Raw genomic sequence first — 26,983 nt, 5'->3', positions numbered from 1 at the left:
CGAAGACTATCCGTGAGAGACGGCCTTCGCGCAACCGTCCTAGTGTGCTGCCACCGTATCGTGCGGCGTCAACTGACACTGCACCAGGGGCCGCTCGGCCGGTCACGACTAGGCATCAATGATGGTGCACGACCGGCCGCACGTCAGCGGGGCCTTCGGGGCACACGCCCGGCGCCCGCCCCGAAGGTGTGCGCCGGGGCGCACGGAGTCACCGCCGCCTCACCTCCCGTAGCCTCCGGGCGGGCGGTGGAGCGAGGGTCGAGCGAGGGTGGCCGGCCACAATCGGAGTCCGACTGTCCGTTTAGGAAGTGAACACAGACGAGGGATTGACGCGAGCCTTGGCTCCAAGCAATATCTCTAACGACCGCGCAGGCGTGATCCCCTTCCGCAGGCCCGTTCGACTGATGAAGATTCCGGCTCCCCCGAGCCACTGCCGGGCCGCCTCGACGCTGCGGCGACCCGGCTCGGGCGGTGCCCGGACCGGCGGCCGGCCGTAGAGGGTCGGCCGGGCCGCCACCAGGCTGCCGGTGCCGCCCCGCACGGGTCCGGCACCGGCGGTCCCGGGAGTCCCCGCGTCCACCCCGTCCCCGCCCGCACCCCGCCCCTCGGACCGGCCGCAGTGCGCCGCCGGGACCGCCCCGTCCGGCGGGTACGCGCACGCCGCTCGGTAGACTCGGCCAGCGTGCCAGTTCTCCTCAGCATCGTGCTTCCGGTCCACGGGGTGGAGCGCTTCCTGCCCCGCTGCCTCGACTCCCTCCTGGCGGACGCCCCCTCGTCCGAGTCCCGCTTCGAGGTGATCGCGGTCGACGACCGCTCGCCCGACGGCTGCGGCGCGATCCTGGACGCGTACGCGGCCCGCGACCCCCGGCTGCGCGTGCTCCACCTCGCCGAGAACCAGGGCCTCGGCGGCGCCCGGACCGCCGCCCTCCCCGAGGTCCGCGGCACCTACGTCTGGTTCGTCGACAGCGACGACTGGGTGCCCGAGGGCACCGTCGCAGCCCTCCTCGACGAACTCGCCGGCGAAGCGGCCCGGGAGGAGCGGGGCGAGACCCCCACCGACGTCCTGCTGACCGACTTCACGCACGTGTACCCGGACGGCGGGACCGAGCCCAACCCCTGGCGGCACGTGCTGACCGGCTCGCCGCTGGTGGCCGGATGCACGCTGGCCGAGCACCCGGCGCTGTTCAGGACCGTGATGTCGGTCTGGAACAAGGTGTTCCGGCGCGAGTTCCTGCTCGCCCTCGGGGTCTCCTTCGGCCGCGGCTACTACGAGGACATCTCGGTCACCTACCCGGCGCTGCTCGCCGCCGGACGACTGCGCTACCTCGACCGCCCCTGCTACTTCTACCGGCGGGGCCGCGCCGGTGCGATCACCAGCACGGCCTCCCCCCGGCACGCCGACGCCTTCGCCCAGTACGACGCGATCTTCGACTTCCTGGACCGGGAGCCGGAGGCCCGGCCCGGCCCGCCCGTCCCCGAGTCGCTGCGCACCCTGGTCTTCGAGCGGACCGTCCAGCAGGCGCTCACCGTGTACGACACCCCCGGGCTGGTGCCGGTCGGGCTGCGCCCCGAGTTCTTCCGCCGGATCGCCGGGCACTTCGCCCGCCACCGCCCGGCGGGCTACCGGTTCCCCGGCGGCGTGCGCGGCGTGCAGTACCGGCTCGCGGCGCGCGGCTCACGGCGCGCGTACGCCGAGCTGCGCCGCACCGGCCGGCTGCCGCGCGAACTCGGACGCGGGGCCCGCGCGGTGGCGCCGGCCCTGAAGAAGGGCGTGCGCAGCGGCGCCCGGTTCACCGCGTACAACGCGTTCCGCCGGCTGCCGCTGGACCGGCACCTGGCGGTGTACGCGGCGTACTGGCACCGCGGTTACGCGTGCAGCCCGGCGGCGATCTACGAGAAGGCGAAGGAGCTGGCGCCGGGGATCCGCGGGGTCTGGGTGGTGGAGAACCGCAAGCAGGCGGCGACCCTGCCGGCCGGCGTCCCGTACGTGATCGTCAACACGCCCGCGTACCTGAGGGCGATGGCCACCGCCAAGTACTTCGTGAACAACGTCAACTTCCCGCGGACGATGGCGAAGCGTCCCGGGACGGTACACGTCCAGACCCAGCACGGCACGCCGTTGAAGGCGATGGGCATGGACCTCAGGGACCACCCGGTGGCCGCCGACGGCATGGACTTCGACCGGCTCCGGGAGGCCGTCGACCGCTGGGACTTCCTGGTCTCCTCGAACCCGCACACCAGCGAGCACTTCGCCCGGGCCTTCCCCGGCCGGTACGAGATGCTGGACACCGGCTACCCGCGCAACGACCGGCTGGCCGTCGCCGCGCCGGCCGAGGTGGCCGCGATGCGCGAGCGCTTCGGGCTGGAGCCCGGGCGCACCGCCGTGCTGTACGCGCCGACCCACCGGGAGGCGCGCGGCGGGTACGTGCCGCTGCTGGACGTGCGGGACCTGGCGCGTCGACTCGGTCCCGGGTTCACGCTGCTGGTGCGCACCCACTACTTCCACACCGGCGGTCCGGGCGACCTGGCGGCGGACGAGGGCGCGGCCGAGATCCTGGACGTGTCGGCGCACCCGACCGTGGAGGACCTGTACCTGGCGGCGGACGTCCTGGTCACGGACTACTCGTCGATGATGTTCGACTACGCCGTGCTGGACCGGCCGGTCGTGATCTTCGCGCCGGACTGGGAGGAGTACCGGCGGGACCGCGGCGTCTACTTCGACCTGTTCGAGCAGCCGCCGGGCGCGCTGACCACGGACCCGGACGGTCTGGCGAGCGCCCTGCTGGCCGGGGACCCGGAGCCGGAGGCGCGGGCGGCGTTCCGTCGGCGGTTCTGCCCCTGGGACGACGGCGGGGCGGCGGAACGGGTGGTCCGCCGGGTGTTCCCGACGACCGGCTGAACCCCGCGGAGCCGCCGGCCCGGGCGGGCCGGAAGGCGGCGGGCGGGCCGGAAGGCGGCGGGCGGGCCGGAAGGCGGCGGGCGGGCCGGAAGACGGCGGGCGGGCCGGAAGGCGGCGGGCGGGGCCCGGAGGGATCCGGCGCCCCGCCCGAGCGGCCTCAGCCCTGGCGCGCGGCCAGGAACTCCTCGAACGTCAGCTCGCCGTCGTGGTTGGTGTCCATCTGCTTGATGACGGCCTCGGCCACGGCGATCGAGGTGGTCAGGTCGCCGAGCTCGCGGGCGACCTTGGCGTACTCGGTGGCGGTGATACGGCCGTTGCCGTTCACGTCGAACTTGTCGAACGCCGCGCGGATGGTGTCGACGTCTGCCATGGGTGGCCCCTCCTGAGGACTGATGAACTGCCGATCCCCCGAGCCCGCGATCTGCTGATCCATTGATCTACAGATCTGCTGATCCAGAAGACCTGCTGATGTGCGTTTCCGACGGCCGTACCCTACCCGGCCGTGGTGAGCGCCACGGTCGGCGGGAGTGGACGGGCTCGGGGGTGGGTGTCGTAGTCTGCGGGTCTGATCCCGGCCCGGCCGGGGGAACGACCGCCGTTCGTCGTATCTCAGGCCCGGGCACCTCTCGGGCGTGCTCGTCCAGGGAGGGACCATGCTCGATCTCGTCACCAGGCTGGTGCTGAAACCGCTCGCCCGGGGGATCTGGCGGCCCACCATCGAGGGCATGGAGAACGTACCGCGCAAGGGCGGCGTCATCCTGGCCAGCAATCACCTCTCCTTCATCGACAGCGTGGTGATCCCGCTGACCGCGCCGCGCCGGGTCCACTTCCTGGCCAAGGCCGAGTACTTCACGGGCACCGGGCTCAAGGGCTCGCTGTCCAAGGGCTTCTTCGAGGCGATCGGCGCGGTGCCGGTCGAGCGCGGCACCTACCGGTCGGCGCAGGCCTCGCTGGAGTCCGCGCTGGAGATCCTGGAGGACGGCAAGGCCTTCGGCATCTACCCGGAGGGCACCCGTTCGCTGGACGGCCGCCTCTACCGGGGCAAGACGGGGGTGGCCTGGCTGGCCCTCACCGCCGGTGTCCCGGTGGTTCCGGTGGCCCTGGAGGGTCCGGACCAGATCCTGCCGATCGGCAAGCGGGTCCCGCGCGTCCGGAAGGTCACGGTGCGGTTCGGGGAGCCGCTGCACTTCGACGACCTGCACGGCCAGGCCCGCTCGCTCAAGGCCCGCCGGCAGGTCACCGACGAGGTGATGGCGGCGATCCAGAAGCTCTCCGGCCAGGAGCGCGCGGAGACCTACAACGAGATCCCCAAGGCGGCCTGAACCGGGCCCGCCGGCACCCGTGTCGACCGCAGGGCGGCCACCCCACCGGGTGGCCGCCCTGCGGCGTGCTGCGGGCACCCGGTGGCGTCGGTCGGGCGTGCCGGGCGCCGCGGACGCGTCGGCGGGGCCGTCAGGCGCGGCCGGGGACGGCGGCCGGGGTCCGGTCGTGGCCGGACGCCTGCGGCGCGGCGGCCGGGACCTCGCGGCGGAGCAGCGCGGCGTAGCGGCCGTCCGCCTCCAGGAGCTCGTCGTGGGTGCCGAGTTCGGCGATCCCGCCGCGGTCGAGGACGGCGATCTGGTCCGCGGCGCGGACGGTGGAGAGGCGGTGCGCGATGGTGATCGTGGTGCGGCCCGCCGCCAGGGTGTCGATGGCCTGCTGAACGGCACGCTCGGTGCTGTTGTCGAGGGCGCTGGTGGCCTCGTCGAGGATCAGCACGGGCGGGTTGCGCAGGATGGTGCGGGCCAGCGCGAGCCGCTGCTTCTCGCCGCCCGAGAAGCGGTATCCGCGTTCGCCGACCAGGGTGTCGAAGCCGTCGGGCAGGGCGGCGATGGTGTCGTGGATCTGTGCGGCCCGCGCGGCGGCGGCCAGTTCCTCGTCGGTGGCGTCCGGCTTGGCGAAGCGCAGGTTGTCGGCGACCGAGGCGTGGAAGAGGTAGGTCTCCTGGGAGACCACGCCGACCGCCCGGGACAGGGTGTCGAAGGAGAGCTCGCGGACGTCGACGCCGTCGATGGTGACCCGGCCTCCGGTGACGTCGTAGAGCCGGGGCACCAGGTAGCTGAGGGTGGTCTTGCCGGAGCCGGTCTCGCCGACCACGGCGAGCGAGCTGCCGGCCGGGACCTTCAGTTCGAGGCCGGCCAGCGTGGGCCGCTCCTGGTCCGGGTCGTAGCGGAAGTCGACGCCCTCGAAGCGGACCTCACCGTGGATGGTCTCCAGGGTGACCGGGCGGTCGGGTTCGGCGATCTCCACCGGCAGGTCGAGGTACTCGAAGATGCGCTGGAACAGCGCGAGCGAGGTCTGCACCTGGACGCCGGTGGAGAGCAGGCTGACGGTCGGGCGGAACAGGCCCTGCTGGAGGGAGACGAAGGCGACCAGGGTGCCGACCGAGACGATCGGCGCGCCGCCGGCCGCCGCCAGTCCGGCCGCCCAGTAGATCAGTGCGGGCATGGCCGCCATCACGATCTGGATGGTGTTCATCCGCCAGCGGCCCGCCATCGAGGCGCGCACTTCGAGGTCGGCCAGCCGGTCGGACTGGGCGGTGAACTCGCGGGAGAGCGAGTCGGAGCGGCCCATGGTGCGGCCGAGCAGGATCCCGCTGACCGAGAGCGACTCCTGCACCGCCGAACTCATCGCGGCCAGCTGCTTCTGCCGGTCGCCGGTGATCTTCTTGCGCTCCTGGCCGACCCGGCGGCTGATCCACACGAACAGGGGCAGCAGGACCAGGGAGACCACGGTGAGCCGCCAGTCCAGCGCGGCCATGGCGACCACCGAGGCGATCACGGCGGTGAAGTTGGAGACCAGCGAGGTGGCGGTGGAGGTCACCGTGGACTGCATGCCGCCGATGTCGTTGGCGATCCTGGACTGGACCTCGCCGGTCCGGGTCCGGGTGAAGAAGGCGAGCGACATCCGCTGGAGGTGGCTGTAGACGTCGGTGCGCAGGTCGTGCATGACGCGCTGGCCGACGGTGGTGGAGATCAGCGTCTGCAGCACGTTGAAGATGCTGTTGACGACCGCGGCGGCGACCATGCCGAGCGCGAGCAGGGTGAGCAGCCCGGTGCGGCCCTGCGGGATGGCGGTGTCCAGGACGGCGCGGAGCAGGAACGGCGTGGTCACCGAGACCACGGCGGAGGCCGCCACGAGCAGGCCGACGGTGGTGAGGCGGCCGGAGTACGGGCGGAACAGGCCGAGGATGCGCCGCCACTGGGTCGGCGGGCGGGGTTCGCCCTCGGCGAGGGCGGGCGGGGTCCACTGGGTGCGTTCGGGGCGCACGGGCGCTCCTCCCCGGGTCGGCCGCCGCGCGGGCGCCGCGCACGGGGCGCGCGCCGACGGCGGGTGGGCGGTCGGTCGCCCGCCAGCATAGCGAGTGAGGCTCATAGTTAGCAAAGCTAATAGTGAGACGGCCTCTGCTCCACCCGGCGCACGTGCGGCCCGACCGCTCCGCCCCCGCCGCCGGTCAGGTGGTGCGATAGGTGCGCGCCGCCTTGGAGGAGACCCCGCCGAGCCTGCCGGACGGCAGCACCCGGGCGATCGCGACCGCCAGCTTGTACCGCTTGCTCGGCACCGAGAGCGACCGCCCCCGCGCCAGGTCGCGCATGGCCTCGTCGACGACCCGCTCGGCGGAGAGCCAGCCCCAGGCCGGGATGTTCCCCGTCCCCATGCCGGCCCGCTCGTGGAACTCGGTGCGGGTGAAGCCCGGGCAGAGCGCCATCAGCCGCACGCCGGTGCCCCCGAGGTCGCGCATCACCCCCTGCGTGAAGCTCACCACCCACGCCTTGCTCGCCCCGTAGGTGCCGCGCGGGAGGAAGGCCGCCACCGAGGCGACGTTGACGACCGCGCCGCGACCGCGCTCGCGCATCCCGGGCAGGGCGGCCGTGGTCAGCCGCAGGATCGCCTCGACGTGCACCTTCAGCATGTCCAGCTCATCCTGGAGCGGCACGGTCGAGAACGCGCCGCGGTTGCCGAAGCCGGCGTTGTTCACCAGGAGGTCCACCGGCCGGACCCGGTCGGCGAGCCGGGCCTCGACGGCCGCGATGCCGTCGTCGGTGGCGAGGTCGGCGGTGAGCACCTCCGTCTCGACGCCGAACCTCCCCCTCAGGTCCGCGGCGGAACGTTCCAGTCGCTCGGTGTCCCGGGCCACCAGGACGAGTCGGTAGCCGCTCCGGGCGAGCCGACGGGCGAACGCGGCTCCGATGCCGGCGGTCGCGCCGGTGATCAAGGCAGTGGTGGTCATGCACCCGACCGTACCTACTCACGGGTACCCGGCGGTACCACGGCAGGCCGCGCGGGCATCCCCCCTCCCGGAAACGGTCACGGAGCGTACTGCGGTGGCGGCCGATGGTTCGCACTCGTATCGTCTTTCGAGGGGGGCGCCGCCGGACCAGGCGGTGAAGATCCGATGAGGAGGCACATCTGATGCTTGCTCAGCACCTGACCGGAAGGGCCCCGGCGCCGCTCGCGACCCGGGCCGAACTCGACGCACTCGGTGCGCTGATGGTGGAGGACGAGGCCGTCGTGAGCGACGCGCCCACGTACCGTCCCGAAGCCGCTGCGCTGCTGCTGGTGGGACTCGCACTCCTGCTGTCGCCGAAGCAGCCCAAGGAGAAGACCCGGTAGCCGGAACCACCCGGCCCCCCGGGCCACCCGCGGAGTCTCCCGACCCTACGGCTCACCGGCCCGACCGGAGCCGCGAACCGACGGGCAGGGGCCGCAGGCCATGAGCCCGGGCCCGGCGGAACCTCCGACACGCGGACGCGCCACCGACACGGGGACGCACCGCCGTCACGCGGGCCCGCCGCAGCCCTGAGACACCGCGACACCCCTCAAGGAGAATCACGCACCATGCCAACCGCCGATCTCTCGCTCCGCGACGAGTACGCCGCAGCGGTCGAGCGGCTGGCGGGCCGCACCCTCGACGCCCTCCGGGGCGTCGAGGGTGCGGTCGCGCTCGCCGATCCCGGTACCGGAACCGCGCCGCGTCCGGTCCTCGCCGCCGCCCGGGTGCTCGGGCCGGACCTGCTCGCCCCACGGCTGCTCGGTGCGGCCGGCCCCGACGACGAGGCCGTCCTGCTCCTGGCCGAGGCCCTCCTCGCCTTCCCGCCCGCCGCACTCCCCGCGGGCGCCGCGTCGGCGCCCCCCTCCCCCGGCCTTCCGTCCGGCACCGCCGCCTCCCCCCGGCACGGTCCCGACGGACACGGTCCCGACGGCGGACCGGACGGGCTCGGCCCCGACGCCACGGCGGTCGTCACCGCCTGGCGGGACTGGGCGGCCGGAGCCCTGCTCACCCGGGCCCTGGCGTCCACCGCCGACCTCGCCCGCCTCGCCGCCCCCGGCGTGAACCTGGCCGCGCCGCAGCCGGACCGCGTCCCGCGGCTGGAACCCCACGCCTGGCAGGTCTGGTCGGTCCGGATGGCCCAGCTCTCGTCGCTCGCCCTCCCGGACCTCGACGGCCCCGTCCACGACGCGGCCCGCGCGAACACCCTCGCCCTCGCCCGCGGGGCCGTCCGCTCGATGCTCCGGCGCGACCACCGGGTCGCCGCGCGGCTGGCCCGCTGGCTCGCCTGGGCCGCCGCCGACGGCCGGCCGGTGCCGCTGGAGATCGCCCCCGTCCTGGAACGGATCCAGGTCGTCGGCGACGGCAGCGCCCGCACCGCGCTCGAACTCTCCATCGCGGACGCCCTGCTGAGCGGAGCCACCCCATGACCGACCACCGGATCCTCTCCACCGCGCAGCAGATCGGCTCGCGCGCGATGGCCTGGCTGCACGCCTCCCACGAGATCGGGTTCGGCAAGCTCTCCGACAACATCACCATCGACCTCGCCGACCCCAACAACGCCTACAAGCCGCTCGGTGAGTGTGCGCTGGCCGCCTCGCTCGTCCTGCGCGACGGCGTCACCGGCCCGCACGACGCACGGATCGCGCGCGAGCTGCTCGACTTCGGCTGGGCCCAGCTCCGGGAAGGGAACCTGCTGTACGAACGGCAGTTGCGCCACCTGGTGATGACCGACCCGCTGGAGACGTACGTCCACTTCGCCAGGTCCGGCTACCGGCACCCCCCGATGGACGAGCTGCTGGAGTCGCTCGCCAAGCTCCGCGCCGTCCAGGTCGCCGAGATCCTGCCCAGCCGGCGGCTCGCGGTCGCCAACGCGCGCCGCGTCGTGGGCCTGCGCAACCAGCCCGACGACTGGGCCGCGCTCGCCGCCGGGACCTGGCTCGGCGCCACCCCCGAACCGTGGGCCGTCGACTGGATGACCGGGTACGACATCACCCACACCGTCTTCCACATCACCGACTGGGGCGCCCGGCCCGAGAACCTGCCCGAACCGATGCGCGACTACGTCCGCGCCTGGCTGCCCGCCTGGGTCGACATCTGGCTGGAGGTCGGCCAGTGGGACCTCGTCGGGGAACTGCTCGTGGTCGACTCCTGCATCGGCGAACCGGTCACCGGGGCACAGGGCTGGGAGGCGCTCGCCGCCGTCCAGCGCGAGGACGGCCTGATCCCGCGCGACAACTCCGAACCGGTCTCGGACGACCCCGAACAGGCCTTCCGCGACCACGAGCACACCGCCGTCGTCGCGGTGGTGGCCGGTACCGTCACGCTGTCGCGCGCGCTCGGCGGCGCCGCGGTCGCGGCCTGAACGCGATGCCCGGCCCGGACGCGGTGGCAGGCCCGGACGCGACGGCAGGCCCGGACCCGGCCTCCCGGCGGGCGGCAGGCCGTCCGGGCCCGTCCGCCGGCACCGGCGCGGTGGACGGCCGCGGTGGCGTCACGGACGCCCGGGGCCGCGAGGCGGCGGACGGCGAGGACAGCTCCGACGGTCCGGGCGCCGCGCAGGCCGCCGCGCTCGTCCGGGCCGCCGCGCCGCACGCCACCGCCGTCACCCTGGCCGTGGCGCGCGGAGACCGGACCGCCGTGCACTGCCACGGCCGGACCGCCGTCGACGGGGAACCCTGCACACCCGACACCGTCTTCGAACTCGGCTCCGTCACCAAGACGTTCACCGCCCTGCTGCTCGCCGTGATGGCCGAGCGCGGTGAACTCGCCCTGGACGACCCGATGGAGCGGCACCTCCCGCCGAACTGGCAGGCGCCCGAAGTCCGTCGGGGCGGCCCGATCAGGTTGTTGCACCTCGCCACCCACACCTCCGGCCTGCCCAGGCTCCCGCCCGGACTGCTCGCGACCGCCCTCCCCGCCTGGACCGCCAACCCGTACGCCGGCTACGACGAACGGCTGCTGCGCGCCGGTCTGGCCCGAACCACCGTGCGCCACCGACCCGGTGAGCGGTACGGCTACTCCAACTTCGGCGTCGGGCTGCTCGGCCGGCTGCTCGCCGAGACCGGCCGCACCGGCTACGCCGAGTTGCTCGCCGACCGCGTCTCCCTCCCCCTCGGCCTGCGCGCCACCACCTGCTCCCCCGACGCCCCGCACCGCGCCACCGGCCACCGGCGCGGCCACCCGCTGCCGCCCTGGCGCATCCCCGGCCTGCCGGGCGCCGGAGCCGTCCGCGCCAGCGGCACCGACCTGCTGCACTACCTCCGCGCCCACCTCGCCCCGGAAACCGACGCGTTGGGGCGCGCCCTGCGCGAGGTCCGGCGCCCGCGGCTGCGCCTGCCGCGCTCGGCCGACCGGCTCGGGCTGGTCTGGAACTGCCGGACGACCGCGGACGGGCGCGACCTCCTGTTCCACTCCGGCGCCACCCGCGGGTTCACCGCACTGGTCGGCTTCTGCCCCCAGACCGCGACGGCGGTCGCCGCCCTCACCAACACCGGTCCGTCGCTCGACGGGCGCTTCGTGCAGGCGGCCTACGACAGCCTGAAGCAGCTCGCGGAGCCGACGGGTTGACCGAGGCCGCGGACGCTGCGTGCCCGCCGTCCGGGCCGGACGGCGGGCACGGGGGTCACTGCTGCTCGGACCGGGCCGCCGTGTCGGCCTCGCCACCGGCCCCGACGGGGCGCAGACGGGAGGCGGCGGTGGCCGCGAGCTGCGGGGCGAGGCGCGCGACGTCACGGGAACCGACCGCGGCGATCAGGGCCGGCAGCATCCAGCGGACCGGCTGCATGCCGCGGAGCCACGCCTGGGCGTAGACGTGCGCGGAACGCCGGGCGATGCCGGCGACCAGGCGGTCCACGGCCGGGTCGAGCGGGTAGGTCTTGTTGGCCGGCCACGGCAGGCGGTCCCGCATCTGCCGCAGGACGGCGTCCTCGTCGGCGCCGCGCACCATGTCCGTGTCGGTCCAGCTCAGGTAGCCGACACCGACCTTGACGCCCTGGTGGGCGACCTCGGCACGGATCGCGTGGGCGAACGCCTCGACCCCGGACTTGCTGGCGCAGTACGCGCTCATCAGCGGCGCCGGAGTGAGCGCGGCCAGCGAGGCGATCTGCAGCAGGTAGCCGCGGCTCTCGGTGAGGGCGGGGAGGAAGGCCCGGGCGGTGGCCACGCTGCCGAGCAGGTTCACCTCGATGACCCGGCTGAACGCCCGGTGGTCGCTGTCCAGCAGCGGGCCCCCGATGGCGATGCCGGCGTTGGCCACGACCGTGTCGATCCGGCCGTAGTGCTCCTTGATCCGGCCGGCGACCTCGGTGAGCGCGTCGACGTCGGTGACGTCGGCCTCCCAGGCGGTGGCGGACGGGCCGCACTGCGCGGCGACCGCCTTGAGTTCGGCCGGCTCCAGGCCGACCAGCGCGACCCTCGCCCCGCGCCGGGCGAGCGTGCGGGCGAGGGCGGCGCCCACACCTCGGGCGGCTCCGGTGACGACGGCGACCTGGGCGGAGAGCGGCGGGGTGGCGGTCATGCGGCGGCGGTCCTCTCAGGGGTGGCGGTACCGGTGACGGACGGGGAGCCGGCGGGCCCGGAGGGCGCAGCGGCCCCGGCGGGCAGGCCGGTTGCCCGCCCGGCGGCCGCGCCGGGCAGATGGGCGACGGCGAGCCGGTCGATCTCGTCGGCCACCTCGGCCGGCCGCTCGATCGGCGCCATGTGACCGACGCCGGGCAGCAGGAGCAGCCCCTGCGGGTCGGCGAGCGCGGCGACGATCCGGTGCGCGTGCACCGGCGGGGTGAGGCGGTCGTCGGTGCCGACCACGACCGCCGTCGGCACGGTGAGCCGGGCCAGTCCGGCACGGACGTCCAGCCGGTCCAGCACCAGGGCCCAGTTGGCCCGGACCGCGGTCGGGCAGGCGTGCACGATCCGGGCCGTCACCTCGACCCGGTCGGCGGGCGAACCGGCGCCCATTGTGCCGTACTTGAGGCCGGCCCGGGTGACCGGACCGATCGGCCCGAGCGGCAGCCGGGAGCGCAGGATCCGGCGGTGCAGGAAGCGCCGCAGCCCCGGGGAGCGCACCGCGTCCGGGACGACGCGCAGATCGGCGACCAGGTCGGACGAGCCGGTCGAGATCAGTACGGCGGCGGCCGTCCGCTCGGCGACCTCGGGCCGGCCGGCGGCGGCCATCACGGTCATGCCGCCCATGCTGTGGCCGGCCAGGACGGCACGCTCCCCCGCCGGGACGGTCCGGTCGAGCACGGCGGAGAGGTCCTCGGCGAGCGCGCGGGTGGAGTAGCGGGCCCTGCTGGGCGGGACCTCGCTGCGGCCGTGGCCGCGCTGGTCGTAGGCGACGACCCGGTACCGGTCCGCGAGCCGGTGGATCACCGGGGCCCAGAAGCGGGTCGAGCAGGTCCAGCCGTGGGCGAGCACGACGGTGGGCGCACCGGGCTGTCCGTACACCTCGACGTGCAGCCGGGTGCCGTCGGCCGAGCGGACGTCCACCTCCTCCGTCGGGGCGGGCGGCACGCAGTCGGCGGGAATCGTCGGGCGGCTCATACCAGGACCTCCTCGGCCTCGGTGGTGGTCGTGCCGCCGGCGGCGTCGCGGCGGTGGATCAGCTCGTACTCGGTGAGGTCGACCCGGCGGGTCGCGCGGCGGAAGGAGCTGGTGGAGGCGGGCCAGAGCACCGTGTTCCTGCCGCTCTTGTCCAGGTACCAGCTGCGGCAACCGCCGGTGGTCCACACGGTGCGGTCCATCCGGTGCTGGAGTTCGAGGTTCCAGCGGCGCTGGGCCCGGGCGGTCGGCTGCATGGCGGCGGCACCGGTCGAGCGGAGCGTGGTCAACGCGTCGATCAGGTAGTTGAGCTGGGACTCGATCATCAGGATCATCGAGCTGTTGCCGAGACCGGTGTTGGGGCCGATGACGAAGAAGAGGTTCGGGAAGCCGTGGACGGTGGAGCCGCGCAGCGCCTCCGCCCCGTCCTTCCACTCGTCGGCCAGGCTGGTGCCGGCGGCGCCGAACACCCGGGCCGCCACGGGGATGTCGGTGACGTGGAAGCCGGTGCCGAAGACGATGGCGTCCACCTCGTGCTCGCTGCCGTCCGCCGCGACCAGGGTCGATCCGCGCACCTCGCCGAGTCCGGAGGAGACCACCTCGGTGTTGGCCGCGGCGAGCGCCGGGTAGTAGGTGTTGCTGAGCAGGATGCGCTTGCAGCCGATCCGGTAGTCGGGGGTGAGCCTGGCGCGCAGGGCGGGGTCGGCGACGCCGTCGGCGAGGTGCCGCTCGGCGAGCCGCTGGACCACCTTGAGCAGGCCGGGCCGCCGGACGAAGGCGTCGACCTGGACCTCGCGGAGGGCGAAGAGGACGCCGCGGCGGAGCTTCGCGGTGGCCGGCAGCCGGCCGTGCAGCCACTTCTCCAGCCGGGTGATCTCGCGGTCGCGGCGCGGCAGGACCCAGGCCGGGGTGCGCTGGAAGACCGTCAGGCTGCCGACCTGCGGCTGGATCGCGGGGATGATCTGTGCGGCGGAGGCCCCGGTGCCGACCATCGCGACGCGCTGCCCGGCGAGCCGGTAGTCGTGGTCCCAGCGGGAGGAGTGGAAGACCTTGCCGGGGAAGGTGTCCAGGCCGGGCAGGTCCGGGATCTGCGGGTCGGCGAGCGGTCCGGCGGCGGCGACGACGGCGTCGGCGGTCCACCGGCCGGCCGTGGTGACGATCCGCCAGTGGGCCCGCTCGTCGTCCCAGCGGGCTTCGGTGACCTCGGTGCAGAACCGCAGGTGCGGGCGGAGACCGAAGACGTCGGTGACCTTCTCCAGGTACGCGCGGATGTCCGGCTGGCCGGAGAAGCTGCGCGGCCATTCGGCGTTGGGGGCGAAGGAGAAGGAGTAGAGGTGGGACGGGACGTCGCAGGCGCAGCCGGGGTAGCTGTTGTCGCGCCACGTCCCGCCGACCGAGTCGGCGCGCTCCAGGATGACGAAGTCGGTGATGCCGGCACGGCGCAGCCGGACGCCGGCGCCGAGGCCCCCGAAGCCCGACCCGATGACGGCGACGCGGACGTGGGGGACGGGGGACTCCTCGACCGGGCCGGCCCCGTCGGTCACGCCGGTCTCGGCGGTCACACCTGCCTCGTCGGTCGCACCGGTCGCACCGGTCGCGCCGGTCGCACCGGTCGCACCGGGGCGGGGGCGCTTGCTGCTGGATGCCATGCGGCGTCCTCCTGGGAGTGGGGCCGTGAGGGTACGTGCTGCCACTGCTCGGCGGGGCGCCGGGTCGCGTCGGTCGTTCCACGCGGACCTCGGGCGCCGATCGAGCCAACCATGCCAGCAATCACTGGCACGATTGGCAGGGTAGCCCTTGCTGACAGTTGATGGAAGAAGCGCGACCGTCCCGGTTCGGCGACCGCCCGTCCTATGCTGATCGCCGTGGACAAGGTCAGCGCAGCCGCCGAGGACAGACAACGCGAGTTCCGGGTGGAGGAACTCGCCAAGGCCGCCGGCATCACCACCCGCACCCTGCGCTTCTACCGGGAGCGCAAGCTCCTCCAGCCGCCGCGCCGGGAGGGCCGGATCGCCTGGTACGGGGAGACCCACCTGGCCCGCCTGCGCATGATCGCCGAGCTGCTGGAGCGCGGCCACACCCTGGGTGGCATCGCCGAACTGATCGGCGCCGGGGAGAGCGGCCGCGACGTGGCCGAGCTGATCGGCCTGGAGGCGGCCATCGTCGCCCCCTGGTCGGACGAGGCGCCGGTGCACCTCGGCTGGGACGAACTGGGGGCGGCCTTCGGGGACCAGCTCACCGAGGAGAACACCGCCGAGGCCGTCGCCCAGGGATTCGTCACCGTCCGGGAGGACGGGATCACCCACGTCAGCCGGCGGCTGATGGACGCCACGACGGCCCTGGTCGCGGAGGGCGTACCGCTCTCCGTCGTCCTGGAGTCCAGCCGGCGGACCCAGGAGCACGTGACCGCGATAGCCGAGATCTTCACCTCGCTGGTCCGCGAGCACTTCCTGGGCGCACTCACCGACGAAGCGCCACTGCCTCCGGGCGAGGCCGCCCGGCTGACCGAACAGATCCTCCGGATCCGCCCGCTGGCCCGGACGGTCACCGACGCCCAGTTCGCGCTCGCGATGGACCGGCGGGTGCACGCCGAGTACGAGGGGCTGCTGCGGCAGCGGCTGGAGAAGCAGGAGGACGACTGACGGCCTGCGGGTTCCGCGCGCCGGCGTCCGACCGCCGCCCGAGCGCCGTCCGAGCGCCGTCCGCCCTCGATCCTCCCGCAGCGCGCCCGCCGTGCGCCCTCCGTCACCGGACGTGACCCTCCGGCGGCGTAGCGAACCGCTTCCCCGGGCAGGGATGGGGCGCCTCGCCGCCTGCCGGAACGGAGTCGCCCGATGCCCGATGCCGCCGCTCGCTCCCTCCCCCGCCGCTCCCTGTTCGCCCTCGCCTCCGGACTCGCCCTCGCGGCCTGTGGATCCGGCGGGGGCGGCGGGTCCGGCGGGGGCGGAACCGGCCCGTCGCCCGGACCGGCCGGGCCGAGCGCCTCCGGCCCGTCGGGCGGCGCTCCCCGGGTCGTCCGGCACGCGCGCGGCGAGAGCACCGTCCCGGCCCGTGCCGCCCGCGTCGTCGTGCTGGACACCGACGCCCTCGACTCGGTCGTCACCCTCGGCCTCACCCCGGTCGGCGCCACCACCGTGGCCGCCGGCGCGCCGCTCTCCGCCTACCTGCCCGCCGACCGGCTGACCGGCGTCAGGACCGTCGGCACCATCGGCGCGCCCAACCTGGAGGCGATCGTCGCCCTGCGGCCCGACCTCATCCTCAGCAACCAGGTCCGCGACGACAAGCGCTACGACGAGCTGTCCAAGATCGCACCGACCGTGCTGAGCGCGACCACCGGCCCCGCGTGGAAGGAGAACGCCCGGCTGCACGCCGAAGCACTCGGCCGGCAGGCGGAGGCCTCCGCCGTGGAGGAGAGCTACCGGACGAAGGTGCGCGAGCTGGTCACCGCGCTCGGCGGCCCGACGAAGGCAGCCGCGCTCAAGGTCGCGATGGCGCGCTTCCTGGCCGGCGCCCCCACCCGGCTCTACCTCAACGACACCTTCGTCGGCTCGCTGTTCAAGGACATCGGCGTCGGCCGCCCCGCCGACCAGGACAAGCCCGGCTTCTCGATCGAGATCAGCCCCGAACAGGTCGACAAGGCGGCGGCCGACGTCATCTTCTACTCCGTCTACGGGGACCAGGCCAAGTCCGACCACGGGAAGATCGTCTCGGGTTCGCTCTGGAGCGGCCTCGCCGCGGTGCGCAACGGGAAGGTCTACCAGGTCGACGACAACCTGTGGATGCTCGGCATCGGCTACACCGGCGCGGGCCTGGTCCTCGACCAGATCCGCCGGAGCCTGACGGCCTGACGAGGCCGTCCGTGCGGCTGCGGCCCCGGGGCCCCGCACCGGGCGTGGGACCAGGGCTGCGACGGTCGACGAACGGCTGCGAAAACCAGGGTGTCCGCGCAGCCTTACGGGCCTACCATCCGATCATGATCGAAGGTAAGGCCGTAAGGCTGCGCGCCCTGCGCGCGGAGGACGCGGAGCACCAGCTCCGGTGGCGCAACGACCCGGAGGTGGTGCGCTGGGCGGCGGCCGGGGACCCGCTGTTCGGGCCGACCACCGCCGAGGCGCTGGCGGACCGCTTCGGCCGGATCCTGCGGCTGAACCCGCGCGAGGCCGCCATGTTCACCGTCGAGGAGACGGCCGGTGGCCGTGCCATCGGCCTGGTCGACTACCGGGGCCTCGACCCGTACGAGGGGGTCGCCGAGGTCGGGATCGCCATCGGTGAACAGGAGTTCTGGGGACGCGGGTACGGCTCGGAGGCGCTGGGGCTGCTGGTGGACCACCTGTTCGGTGCCTACCCGCTGCACCGGATGGAGCTGGACACCTGGAGCGGCAACGAGCGCGCCGCCCGGTCGTTCACCCGCCTCGGCTTCCGCGAGGAGGGACGCCGCCGCGGTGCGGTGCTGCTGGGCGGCGAGCGGTACGACCGGCTGCTGTTCGGCATGCTCCGGGCCGAGTGGGAGGAACGGCGCCGTCAGGGCGCCTCCGACGACCGGGGTTCGAGGAGCGCCACCGTGAGGTAGGGCTCGCCCGGCCCCGGCGGCGGGGGCGCCCAGGACGGGTTGGCGAAGGTGTGCAGCCGCCCCTCGGTGAGGGCGAACCGGGGCAGGCTCACACCGAACTCGACGGCGAGGGCGGCGAGGACCTCGCACTCGCCCTGCCGCCCGTGCCGGTCCGGACCGAAGTGCCCGTCCGGGTCGAGCGCCGCCGGGACCGCCTCCCGCCCGGTGCGGTCGACGGCCGTCCCCCGGGCGGTGAACGCGTAACGCTCCTCCCCGCCCCCGGCCACCGACAGGTGGAAGAACCGCTCCTGCGGCGCGACGAAGACCGCGACCACGCGCCCCCCGGTCCGGCCCGAGACGGCTGCGGCCGGGGAGGTGAAGCGATCCACGTCGAACCGGGACGGTCGCAGGTCGAAGGCGAAGCTCCAGGGAGTGGCGGCGTCACCCGCGCGGCCGACCACGGCGGGCTCCGACCCGTCCAACGCCACGAACCCGCCGCCCGCCGGTCGACGGACGGCGGGCTCCCGGCGGCTCGTCGGCGGATCGAGCCGAGCGGCCTCGTCCGCGGCGACGACGACGGGCAGCGCGTCCGGCGCGACGCCCTCGACCAGCACGAAGCGGTAGGGCTCGGGACGCCCGCCCGACGTCGGCTCCGCCGCCAGCCAGGCGAGCCCGTCGGCCTCCTCCGGCAGGTCCGCCCCGTCCGGCCCGTCCGCTGCCGCGACCGGCGTCGGCCGGGGTACGGCTGCGCCGCCCCTCGGTACGCCCAGGAGCTCGTGACCGCGCTCCGGGGTGAGCAGCGGTCCGAGCAGCGGGTCGGCGAGCAGCCCGACGGGCGCGAGGTGGTCCGGCGCGACCGGCGTCCACTGCGGCAGTGCCGCGCGCAGCGTCCGCCAGGCGGCCTCCGTCCCGCCCCAGCGGGCCTGTTCCCGCGCTCGCTCGACGGCCTCGCCGAACGGACCGGGCGCGGTGTAGCGGAAGGTGCGCTCCCGGACCTGCCGGAGCACCGCGTCGGCTTCGCCCCGCAGGCCCTCGGCGAGGATCCCGGTCAGGCGCCCCCAGGACGCGTCGTCGCGGCCCGACCGCACATGGTCGGCCGCGAGGACCGCCACCACCTCACCGAGGAGCCGGGAATCGTGCGGCAGCGCGCCGAACGCCCCGTGGCCCGACGGTCCCCGGAGCCGGCGCAGCTGGCCGTACAGCCCGACGGCGCGCGGCCGACCGAACTCGGCGGCCTCGGCCAGCGCCGCCTCCGCCCGTTCGGACGCCCCGGCCAGCGCGTCCAGCCGAGCCGCCTCGACCCGGGCGTCCTGCTCACGGGTGGTGGCGTTGCGGAACGCCTCGCCGTGGTCACTCGTCGCGGACCGGTGGAACTCCCGGTACATCGCCTCCATGAACGCGCGGAACGAGCCGAACCGCTCCGGCGGGGCCGCCCGCCACGAGGCGAAGGAGTACGCCGCCCACTCCCCGTCGGCGTCCCGGTCCTCCGGATCGAGCAGGACGAGCACCAGGTCGGACTCGACGTCCAGTTGGAGGGCACGCTCCCACATCCCCGCCAGCCCGTCCTCCCCCCAGTACTCGCTGATCGCGTGGCCGTCCAGGTGCCAGCGCGCCTCGTCGGTGCCGGCGAGGCGGTAGACGAAGCCCCCCGCGTGCCGCCACCCGTCGCTGACGGCGAGGAACTCCCGGTACGACGGCGGCAGCGCGCAGCCCAGCTCCTCCTCCATCGCCGCGATGCGCTCCTCCGGCGCCGGGTCGAAGCCCAGCCGGTGCGGGCGCCCGGCGTCCTCCCCGCCGGGCTGACGGCCCGTCGGGTCGGTGTGCACGTCGGCCCACTCCTCGCTCCAACGGGTGAGGAAGAGCCGCCAGTCGAAGGTCTGCTCGGTCATGGTCGCGATCCTTGCACGCACCACCGACAGATCCCTTGGACGCCGGGAACGGTCCCGTCCGGCAGCCCTCCGCACCCGTCCGCGCCGACGCGGCCGACGGCTTCCCCGGGAACCTGGCGGCCGACCGGCGCGCCGACAACGACGGCCCCGACCGGTACCGCCCGGCACGACGGGTCCGGTTCGCCGTCGACCGCCGCGGATCGGGGGCCCTCAGCAGCAGCGACCGGCCGCTCCGCGCAGGACCGGCCGGAGGCTCCCGCACCGCTACCGCACCAGGAGTTCTTCCTTCGGTCACCGCCTCGTACGGGTCGGGCCGGCCGTCCACGACCCCACCACCGGCCGGTCGGGGCCGAGGCCGTCGCGCTCCGGCGGGGGCCCCACGACCGGCTCCGACCACGGCCCTCGACACACCCCCGCACCGTGGACCGCCCCGCCTCCGGCGGTCAGACTGCCACCATGGCCGATCTCCGCATCCTCACCCCCGCCGACCCTGCCGACTGGCCGGTCTGGCGGGACGCCCGGCTCGCAGCGCTGGCCGACGCCCCGCACGCCTTCCGGGTGCGGTCCGCCGACTGGCACCACGGTGGAGAGGCACGGTGGCGCGCCCGGCGGGCTGCTCCCCGACGGCGTCACCCGGGAGCTCGTGATGGCCAAACGGCTCCGGACCGCGTAGCACAACCCCCGTGCCGCGCCTGCGGATCGCCATGTGCGCCGGAGGCGGGAGCCGCGTAGAGTCCGCGACCATGGCTGAGACGACAATTCCGATCCTGCCCTGCCAGACCCTCCCGCCCGTGCTGGAGTTCTACACCGCCCTCGGCTTCGAGGTGACCTTCCAACAGAAGAGCCCCAACCCCTATGCCGTCGTCGTACGCGGCGGCGTCCAGCTGCACTTCTTCGGCATGAAGCGGTACGACCCGGCCGCCTCCCACAGCACCTGCCTGGTCTGCACCGACGACGTGGACGAGCTGCACGGCGCCTTCCGGGCGGGCCTCAAGTCCGCCTACGGCCGGGTACCGATCCGGGGCCTGCCGCGGATCGGCCCGGTCGGCGACACGTCGCACGGGGTCCGGCAGTTCCTGATGACCGACCCGGGCGGCAACTGCCTGCGGATCGTGCAGCCGATCGATGACGACCAGAGCCACCGCCCCTCCCCCGAAGAGCCGTTCGCCAAGGCGCTGTACCACGCGGCCCTGCTCGCCGACTCCAAGGAGGACCTGACCGCGGCCGCACGGATCCTGGACCGGGCCCTGGAGAAGGAGGACGAACAGCCCCCGCCCGCCACGCTGTTCCGCCTCCTCGTGCTGCGCACCGACCTGGCCCACCGCACGGCGGACACCGCGGCCGCCGCCGGCCTCACCGCCCGGGCCCGGGCCGCTGCCGCCGAACTCACCGACGAAGAGAAGGAGTTGCTCGACGACGACTTCAGGCGCCTCGAACAGCTCGCTCCCTGAGGTTCCGCGAACCGGTCAGAGCGAGCGCTTCAGCAGGGCGAGCAGTGCCGCCCAGTGCCGGGCGTCGGCCTCGGGCCGGTAGGAGGCGGTGTCGGACTGGGTGAAGCCGTGCGGCGCGCCCTCGTAGACCTCGCAGGTGTGGCGGACACCGGCTTCGGTGAGCGCCTTCGCCAGCAGGTCGATCTGCTCCACCGGCAGTGACTCGTCCTGGTCGGCGTGGCCGAAGTACAGCTCGGCGCGGACCAGTCCGGCGAGCAGGTGCGGGCTGTCCGGCTCCGCCGTGGCGAGCAGGCCCCCGTGGAAGCCGGCCGCCGCCGCCACCCGCTCGGGGCGGGCGGCGGCGGTCTGCAGCGCGAGCTTCGCGCCCAGGCAGTAGCCCGTGATGCCGACCGGCCCGTCCGTCGCCGCCGGCGATTCGGCGAGCCACCGCAGGTAGGCGTCGGCGTCTCGGGCGAAGAGTTCCGCGGTCAGCGAGTCCATCATCGGGCCGAGGCGCTCGAAGAGCGTCGGGTCGGTCCGGGTGCTGATCAGCTCGGGCGGCTCGGGCAGTCGGACGAGCGGCGCGCGCCCGAGCCGGTAGAACACGTTGGGCACCAGCACGGTGTACCCCTCGGCGGCGAGCCGGTCCGCCATCGCCTCCAGGACGGGCCGCAGCCCGAACGCGTTCATGTACAGCAGGACGCCCGGATGGGCCTGCCCGTCGTCGGGGTGGGAGAGGTAGGCGTCGGCGACGCCGTCGGCGGTCGGGACGTCAACGGAGCTGCTGCGCACGGCGATCGTCGTCACGTTCGGTTCTCCTCGGCTCTCGGCGGTCCGGCCCGCAGAGTATCGGGGACCCGGGACGATTCGTCCACGCAGTTACCGACCTGTCGCCGACCCGCCACCGGACACCGGCGTCGGGCCGCAGGTGGCCGCCCGCGCACGCAGCAGGACTCCGGCCCCGCGGTCACGGGCAGGCGGGTTCAGGACGCCCAGCCGCGGGTGCAGAGGACGAGGCGGTATCCGTCGGGATCGGTGACGGTGACCCCGAACTCGTCCCAGTAGGGGTTGTGGGCGGGGACGACGGTGCCGCCGTGGGACCGGAGGCGGTCGAGGAGGGCGGGCTCCACCGGCGCACCGAGGTAGACGACGAACAGGTCGTCGACGGTGGGGGTCGGCTCCACCGGGTGGTCGGGGTCACGGGTGAGCTCGAAGTGCCAGCCGCCACCGGACGGCCCGACCATCAGGAGGTCGTGCTCACCGGCGACCCGCTCGGTGCTGCGCCACAGGACGGCGAGGCCGAGGCCCTCGACGTAGAAGCGCTCGGCGGCGGCGAGGTCCCCGGACGGGCGGGCGACGCGGACGTGGGTGGTGGAGTCGATCATGTGCGGGAGCGTACCCGCCGCGCCGCAGGGCTCGTCAGAGTCTGCGCAGCCGTTCCTCGTCGGAGGTGCGCGGGCAGGTGAGGCAGGCGTTGCCGGGCTCGATCGCGTAGTAGAGGCAGCAGCCGAGACGGGTGCGGGTGTGATGGGCCCGACCGTCGGCGCCCCGCAGGAGGCGGAAGTCGGCGGCGCCGGGGAGCGGTTCGGTCCGGCCGGGCAGGACGGCCCCGGCCGCCGCCACCGCGGTGGCCTCGCCCGGGCCGATGCCCACGGGGGCGACGACCGCGGGGGCGACGACCGCAGGAACGACGTCCGCGGGGGCGGCCGCAGAGCCCGCCTCGGAGACGGGGTGCCCGGACAGCGAGTGCCCGGAAGCGGCGGGATCCGCAGCGACGACCCCGGTCGGGGGCTCCGCGTCGAGCATGCGCCCGAGGTACCAGATCGCCGAGGCGAGGTCGTCGGTGACCATGCCCCACAGGGCCCTGGTGCCGCGCCGGGTGGGAGCGGCGAAGGCGGCGAGCAGCGGTTCGACGTGGCCGACGACGGCGGCCCGCAGTTCCGCGCGGAGCTCGTCCTCTCCCTCAAGGGTCACGTGGGCGCGCGGCCTGAGGACCAGGTCTCCGGTGGGAGCGTGCAGCCAGAGGTCCGTGCCGCCGATCGACGGCACCCGGCGGGCCAGCTGCCAGGGCCCGGCGATCAGCACGCAGACCGACCAGAGGTAGTGGTGCAGCAGCCGGGAGGCGGCCACGTGCGGACGCGGGGCCGTGGCGCCGCGCTCGGCGGCGAGCGGGGCGATCCGGGCGGCCTCACCGTCGAGCGCGTCGGCGAGGGCGGCCGGATCGGTCCCCAGCTCGGCGGCCGAGTACCAGCCCTGGGCGCGGGCCGGGGTGGGTTCGCCGGCTGCGAGCAGCCGGACCCGGAGCGCAGGGCAGAGGTTCAACAGCCTTTGGTAGGCGGCGTCCAGCGGGTTCCGGGCGCAGGCGATGGCGGCAGGCGCGGATGTCCCCGAGAAGATCATCGGCACTCCCGAGATCGCTTTAGGTGAGGCTAACCTTATAGGCACTCAGCAGCACGTTCGCGCCACCCCGGGCCGAGGTGCGCGGTATGGACCGACCTGATCAGGATTTGACGCGATTAGGCTTACCTAACCTAATATCTCGCCCCGTGCCCACCACCGATCCGCAGGCGTCCGCTCGCGAGGCTCCGGCGGCGCCGCGCCCCCTGCCGGCCCGGCTTCCGCTGCCGCCGGCCGCCGGGCCCTGCACGCTCCTGCCGGACGTCGCACCCGGCTTCGCACCGGGCTCACGGACTGCTCCTCCCACCACGGCACTCTCCGTCGTGACGAGACCTCAGCACGGCAGCCGGGCGCGCATCATGACGGTGGTTCGCGCTCCTCGGGCGCCCCTCGACCCGGCGACCGGTACCGCGCCCGGCCGGGACCGGCGGGATCCTGCCGAACCGGGGCACCCCGCTCCGGAGGACCTGGACTCCTGACGGCGAAGTGTCCACCATGCCGGGACGAGGCCAGGACGTCCGGCGGCGGCGTCCGGGTCGCCGGGGCGGTGCGCGGCGACCTCCCCGAGGCCACGGACATCGGCATCGGCATCGGCTCGACCGAGTACCGCACCTCCGGCCGGGGCCGGACGACATCGCGCCCACCCCGCCGCCCGCTCCCCACCAACCGGAGAGGACCCCGCGTCGCCATGCGGCTCTACCTGCTCGCCCTCAACCCCACCGACTCGGTGACCCTGGGATTCCTCCCGGCCGCCGACCGGCTCGGGCTCCCCGTCACCGTGCTCACGGACCGGGCCGAACCCCACCGGCTCGCCTACGAAGACCTGGAGTGCGCCACCGAGGTGCTGGAGTGCGAGGTCCGGGACTTCCGCGAGGTGGTGGGGCTGATCTCCCGGCACCGGTCGTCCGACCCGGCCGACCCGGCCGACGCCTCCGGCGGCCCGGACGCGGCGTTCGCGGTCTTCAGCAACAGCGACCACCTGCAGACCCAGACCGCCCTGGTCGCCGAGTACTTCGGGCTGCCGGCCAAGGACTGGAAGGCCACGCTCCGGGCCAAGAACAAGGGCGAGCTGCGGCGCCACCTCGCCGCCGCCGGCCTGGACACCGTTCGTTCGGTCGAACTCGCCCCCGGCCAGGACCCGTCCGGCCTGGGCGAGTTGGATCTGCCCTTCCCCCTGGTCGTCAAGCCGCGCGAGGGGGTCGCCAGCGAGGACGTCTCGCTGGTCGCCGACGGCGACGAGCTGGTGCGGCGCTGCGAGGAGGTCCGGCGCCGCCGGACGGACGCGGCCCTGGTCGTCGAAGAGTTCCTGGACGGGCAGCTGTGCACGCTGGAGACGCTCGGCGACGGACGGCGTCGGCACGTCCTCGGCGGGTTCCGGACGAGGATCTCCCCTCCCCCGCACTTCGTCGAGGAGATGCTGGAGTTCGTGCCCGCGCACCCGCCGGCCGTGGTCGCCCAGGTACTCGCCCAGCTCGACGCCCTCGGTGTCGGCCTCGGCGCCTGCCACACCGAGTTCGTCGTCCAGCCGGACGGACGCGCCCGTATCATCGAGGTCAACTACCGTGCCATCGGGGACCACTGCGATCTCATGCTGGCCGAGCTCCTCGGCATCCCCCTGTTCGAACACATCCTCGCCGTCCACCTCGGCCGTGAACTCCCCGCCGACCTCGGTGAGCAGTGCGCCGCCACCGCCCTGCGCGGCCGCAACGAACCGGTCTGCGCCGACCGCGCCGGCACCCTCACCGCCGCGCCCGGGCCGTCCGACGAGCGGCGGGACGGCGTCCGGCTCGCCTACCGACCGCTGCGCGCGGTCGGCGAGCGGCACGAGCACTACCGCACCAACCGGGACTACCTGGGCGTGATCTGGGCGATCGGCCCCGACCGGGCCGCCGTCGACACCGCCGTGGCCCGCTTCGTGGCCGCCAACCGCTGGGAGATCACCCCGTGAGCGAGCTCCCCCCGCACGAGGCCGCCGCAGCCGGACGCCACCCGCACGCCCACGGCGCGCCCGGGCACCGTTCCACCGGGCACCGTGCGGCCGACCGCCCCGGGCCTGCCCGTCCCGCAGACGCCGACCTGCCGGTCGCCGACCGGCTCGCCCTCCGGGTGCTCTCCGCGCTGCTGCGCGAGGACGTGCTCGGGCTCCGCACCCACGGCGCGGTGGAGCACCGCGCGGACGGCCCGTGGCTGGTGGCCTCCCGGCCCGCCGAGCCTCAAGCCCAACAGGCCCCACAAGACCCACAGGCGCCTCCGGCCGTCCTGGCCGTGCCGGTCACCGCCGAGGGCTTCCAGAGCGAGTACGCGGCCAGACTGCCCCTGCTCTCCCTCGACGGCCGCCCGATCGACGGGCTGGCGGACATCCTGGCCGCGCTCTCCGACCTCGCCGGCGCCGAGGACCGGCCCGGCTGGGCCGCCTTCGCCGAGGAGTGCCGGCAGACCCTCGCCACGATGGAGCTGCACGAACGGGTCCGGGACGACGTCCACACCGCCCTCACCGACCTGTACGGCGCCGACCCGGCCCACTGGACCGGGCCCGCCGCCGCGCTCGGCCACGACACCCTCGCCGCCTACCTCGACCACCCCGTCTACCCGACCGCACGCGGTCGCGCCGGCCTCGGCGACGCCCAGCTGCGCGCCCACGCACCGGAGTTCCACGCGGCCTTCGAGCTGCGCTGGCTCGCCCTGCCGGCCGGCACGCTCGTCCGGCACGGCGACCGACCGCTGCCCAGCTGGTGGCCCACCCCGAGCTGGCTCGGGCTCGTCCTGCCCGGCGGCGACCGGGCCTGGGAGACCCTCCCGGTCCACCCGCTCACCGTCGGAGCCTCCCTGGACGAGGCCCTGCGCGCCACCGGTCTGGCGGACCGTGCCGTCCTCGCGGACCGGCCGTACCTGACCGTCGTGCCCACGCTCTCGATGCGGACCGTCGCCGTCGCCGACGACCCCGCCCACCACCTCAAGCTCCCGCTCGCCACCGCCACGCTCGGCCGGCTCAACCGCCGCACCATCAAGCCCGGCACGCTGCTCGACGGCGCCGCCGGCCAGCGGCTGTTCGAGGCCGTGCTGGCGGCCGAACCCCGGTTCGCCGACCGGATCCTGCACACGGACGAACAGACCTGGGCGCACGCCGGCCACGAACTGCTCGCCGTGCTGCTCCGCCGCTACCCGGCCGGGCTGGACCGGTCGGTGACCGTCCCGCTCGCCGCCCTGCTCGCGCCCGCTCCGGGCGCCCCGGCCGGCAGACCGTCCGGCAACCCCTCCGGCGCCCCGTCCGGTCCGCGCGGCGGACGCCTCGTCGTCGACCACCTCGCGGACCGCTTCTTCGGCGGCGACCCCGTCGCCCTCTACGACGCGCTGCTGGACCTGCTGCTCGACTGGCAGACCACCCTCTTCGGGTACGGCATCGCCCTCGAATCCCACCAGCAGAACATCTCCCTCGTCCTCGACGAGGACGGCGGTCTGCGCCTGCTCTTCAAGGACGACGACGGCCCGCGGGTCCACACCGGCCGGCTCACCGCCCGGTTCGCCGCCGCCGGCGAACCCGGATCCGCAGCCGCGGAGTTCGACGACGCGAGGATCCGGGCCGCCGACGACGGGCCGCTCACCGACCTGTTCACCACCATCACCGCCCACCTCTGCACGGGCTCCCTCGCCTTCGGGCTCGCCGCCCACGGTCGCGCCGAACTCGGCTCACTGCTGGCCCTGCTGCGCCGACGGCTGACCGACGCCATCGACCGGATCGGCCCCGCGGGCCGACCGCTGCGCGCCGCCCTGCTGGACGCCGAGCGGCTTCCGGTCAAGGCGATGGTCACCGCGGGCACCCTGCTCAGCAAGCAGCGGTCGGGCGCCGCCGACATCAACAAGCACTACACCACCGGCCCCAACTACCTTCTTCCGCAGAGCTTCCCGCCCCCACGGGACAGCGGCAGATGACGGCCCGCCACCCCGGCGCCCCGGCCGCGGCGCCGGCCGGTC

At 74.7% G+C, this 26,983-nt stretch carries 22 protein-coding genes; 12 read left to right on the top strand and 10 right to left on the bottom strand.

The features are described 5' to 3' along the window. Positions 1-682: 682 nt before the first annotated feature. A complete protein-coding gene (locus PUR56_RS24655) occupies positions 683-2,899 on the top strand; it encodes a bifunctional glycosyltransferase/CDP-glycerol:glycerophosphate glycerophosphotransferase (RefSeq protein ID WP_329950491.1) in 2,217 nt (738 codons plus the stop codon). Positions 2,900-3,056: 157 nt separating this feature from the next. Here the strand turns inward: PUR56_RS24655 and PUR56_RS24650 are convergent, their stop codons facing one another. Then, positions 3,057-3,269 (bottom strand): EF-hand domain-containing protein, encoded by a 213-nt coding sequence (locus PUR56_RS24650; protein ID WP_329880556.1) that lies wholly within the window; start codon positions 3,267-3,269, stop codon positions 3,057-3,059. A 283-nt stretch (positions 3,270-3,552) separates the two neighbouring features. Here PUR56_RS24650 and PUR56_RS24645 point away from each other — a divergent pair, with 283 nt between their 5' ends. Beyond that, the gene (locus PUR56_RS24645; protein ID WP_329880557.1) at positions 3,553-4,221 is read left to right on the top strand and encodes a lysophospholipid acyltransferase family protein; all 669 of its coding nucleotides are present in this window, start codon (positions 3,553-3,555) and stop codon (positions 4,219-4,221) included. A gap of 130 nt (positions 4,222-4,351) precedes the next feature. Here the strand turns inward: PUR56_RS24645 and PUR56_RS24640 are convergent, their stop codons facing one another. Both PUR56_RS24640 and PUR56_RS24635 read right to left on the bottom strand, forming a co-directional pair. After that, positions 4,352-6,208: an ABC transporter ATP-binding protein gene (locus PUR56_RS24640; protein ID WP_329880558.1), complete on the bottom strand. Its 1,857-nt coding sequence runs from the start codon at positions 6,206-6,208 to the stop codon at positions 4,352-4,354. Positions 6,209-6,392: 184 nt separating this feature from the next. Continuing rightward, entirely contained in the window at positions 6,393-7,169 is a 777-nt protein-coding gene (locus PUR56_RS24635; RefSeq protein ID WP_329950490.1) for an SDR family NAD(P)-dependent oxidoreductase, read from the bottom strand. A 182-nt stretch (positions 7,170-7,351) separates the two neighbouring features. On the opposite strand from PUR56_RS24635, the gene PUR56_RS24630 reads away from it, so the two are divergent. The 4 genes from PUR56_RS24630 (at position 7,352) to PUR56_RS24615 (ending at position 10,778) form a co-directional block, all read left to right on the top strand. Beyond that, entirely contained in the window at positions 7,352-7,552 is a 201-nt protein-coding gene (locus PUR56_RS24630) for a hypothetical protein (protein WP_329880560.1), read from the top strand. A gap of 225 nt (positions 7,553-7,777) precedes the next feature. Continuing rightward, positions 7,778-8,638, top strand: coding sequence for a hypothetical protein (locus PUR56_RS24625; RefSeq protein ID WP_329880561.1), 861 nt, complete (start codon positions 7,778-7,780; stop codon positions 8,636-8,638). Beyond that, positions 8,635-9,573 (top strand): DUF6895 family protein, encoded by a 939-nt coding sequence (locus PUR56_RS24620; RefSeq protein WP_329880562.1) that lies wholly within the window; start codon positions 8,635-8,637, stop codon positions 9,571-9,573. The genes PUR56_RS24625 and PUR56_RS24620 overlap by 4 nt, the downstream gene beginning before the upstream one ends. A 5-nt stretch (positions 9,574-9,578) precedes the next feature. After that, on the top strand, positions 9,579-10,778 hold the full coding sequence (locus tag PUR56_RS24615; RefSeq protein ID WP_329950489.1) for a serine hydrolase domain-containing protein: 1,200 nt from the start codon (positions 9,579-9,581) through the stop codon (positions 10,776-10,778). A 55-nt stretch (positions 10,779-10,833) separates the two neighbouring features. Here PUR56_RS24615 and PUR56_RS24610 read toward each other — a convergent pair whose 3' ends face one another. The 3 genes from PUR56_RS24610 to PUR56_RS24600 are packed head-to-tail and all read right to left on the bottom strand — an operon-like array spanning position 10,834 to position 14,395. After that, the gene (locus PUR56_RS24610; RefSeq protein WP_329950488.1) at positions 10,834-11,727 is read right to left on the bottom strand and encodes an SDR family oxidoreductase; all 894 of its coding nucleotides are present in this window, start codon (positions 11,725-11,727) and stop codon (positions 10,834-10,836) included. After that, positions 11,724-12,749, bottom strand: a complete 1,026-nt coding sequence (locus PUR56_RS24605) for an alpha/beta fold hydrolase (RefSeq protein WP_329950487.1) — start codon at positions 12,747-12,749, stop codon at positions 11,724-11,726. The genes PUR56_RS24610 and PUR56_RS24605 overlap by 4 nt, the downstream gene beginning before the upstream one ends. Next, entirely contained in the window at positions 12,746-14,395 is a 1,650-nt protein-coding gene (locus PUR56_RS24600) for a flavin-containing monooxygenase (RefSeq protein ID WP_329950486.1), read from the bottom strand. The genes PUR56_RS24605 and PUR56_RS24600 overlap by 4 nt, the downstream gene beginning before the upstream one ends. A 216-nt stretch (positions 14,396-14,611) precedes the next feature. On the opposite strand from PUR56_RS24600, the gene PUR56_RS24595 reads away from it, so the two are divergent. The 3 genes from PUR56_RS24595 to PUR56_RS24585 all read left to right on the top strand — a co-directional run bounded on the left by PUR56_RS24595 (position 14,612) and on the right by PUR56_RS24585 (position 17,316). Beyond that, positions 14,612-15,388, top strand: a complete 777-nt coding sequence (locus PUR56_RS24595) for a MerR family transcriptional regulator (protein ID WP_329880567.1) — start codon at positions 14,612-14,614, stop codon at positions 15,386-15,388. Positions 15,389-15,580: 192 nt separating this feature from the next. Beyond that, a complete protein-coding gene (locus tag PUR56_RS24590; RefSeq protein ID WP_329950485.1) occupies positions 15,581-16,594 on the top strand; it encodes an ABC transporter substrate-binding protein in 1,014 nt (337 codons plus the stop codon). Positions 16,595-16,719: 125 nt separating this feature from the next. After that, positions 16,720-17,316, top strand: a complete 597-nt coding sequence (locus PUR56_RS24585; RefSeq protein ID WP_329950484.1) for a GNAT family N-acetyltransferase — start codon at positions 16,720-16,722, stop codon at positions 17,314-17,316. Here PUR56_RS24585 and PUR56_RS24580 read toward each other — a convergent pair. Further along, positions 17,268-19,184, bottom strand: coding sequence for an SMI1/KNR4 family protein (locus PUR56_RS24580; protein ID WP_329950483.1), 1,917 nt, complete (start codon positions 19,182-19,184; stop codon positions 17,268-17,270). The genes PUR56_RS24585 and PUR56_RS24580 overlap by 49 nt on opposite strands. A gap of 743 nt (positions 19,185-19,927) precedes the next feature. Here PUR56_RS24580 and PUR56_RS24570 point away from each other — a divergent pair. Next, on the top strand, positions 19,928-20,635 hold the full coding sequence (locus PUR56_RS24570; protein WP_329950482.1) for a bleomycin resistance protein: 708 nt from the start codon (positions 19,928-19,930) through the stop codon (positions 20,633-20,635). A 15-nt stretch (positions 20,636-20,650) separates the two neighbouring features. Here PUR56_RS24570 and PUR56_RS24565 read toward each other — a convergent pair whose 3' ends face one another. From PUR56_RS24565 to PUR56_RS24555, 3 genes are all read right to left on the bottom strand, one after another. Next, entirely contained in the window at positions 20,651-21,421 is a 771-nt protein-coding gene (locus tag PUR56_RS24565; RefSeq protein WP_329950481.1) for a dienelactone hydrolase family protein, read from the bottom strand. A gap of 176 nt (positions 21,422-21,597) precedes the next feature. Then, positions 21,598-21,999: a VOC family protein gene (locus PUR56_RS24560; protein WP_329880582.1), complete on the bottom strand. Its 402-nt coding sequence runs from the start codon at positions 21,997-21,999 to the stop codon at positions 21,598-21,600. Positions 22,000-22,033: 34 nt separating this feature from the next. Continuing rightward, the gene (locus PUR56_RS24555; RefSeq protein WP_329950480.1) at positions 22,034-23,014 is read right to left on the bottom strand and encodes a (2Fe-2S)-binding protein; all 981 of its coding nucleotides are present in this window, start codon (positions 23,012-23,014) and stop codon (positions 22,034-22,036) included. Between the two features lie 685 nt (positions 23,015-23,699). Between PUR56_RS24555 and PUR56_RS24550 the strand changes: the two genes are divergently transcribed. Together PUR56_RS24550 and PUR56_RS24545 are read left to right on the top strand one after the other, a co-directional pair. Next, positions 23,700-24,959, top strand: coding sequence for an ATP-grasp domain-containing protein (locus PUR56_RS24550; protein ID WP_329950526.1), 1,260 nt, complete (start codon positions 23,700-23,702; stop codon positions 24,957-24,959). Beyond that, positions 24,956-26,941: an IucA/IucC family protein gene (locus tag PUR56_RS24545; RefSeq protein WP_443034557.1), complete on the top strand. Its 1,986-nt coding sequence runs from the start codon at positions 24,956-24,958 to the stop codon at positions 26,939-26,941. The genes PUR56_RS24550 and PUR56_RS24545 overlap by 4 nt, the downstream gene beginning before the upstream one ends. Positions 26,942-26,983: the final 42 nt, after the last annotated feature.

Origin of the sequence: Streptomyces sp. BE303 (assembly GCF_036290945.1) — a bacterium.
Taxonomy (GTDB): domain Bacteria; phylum Actinomycetota; class Actinomycetes; order Streptomycetales; family Streptomycetaceae; genus Kitasatospora.
This window is presented reverse-complemented; position numbering and strand designations above follow the sequence as displayed.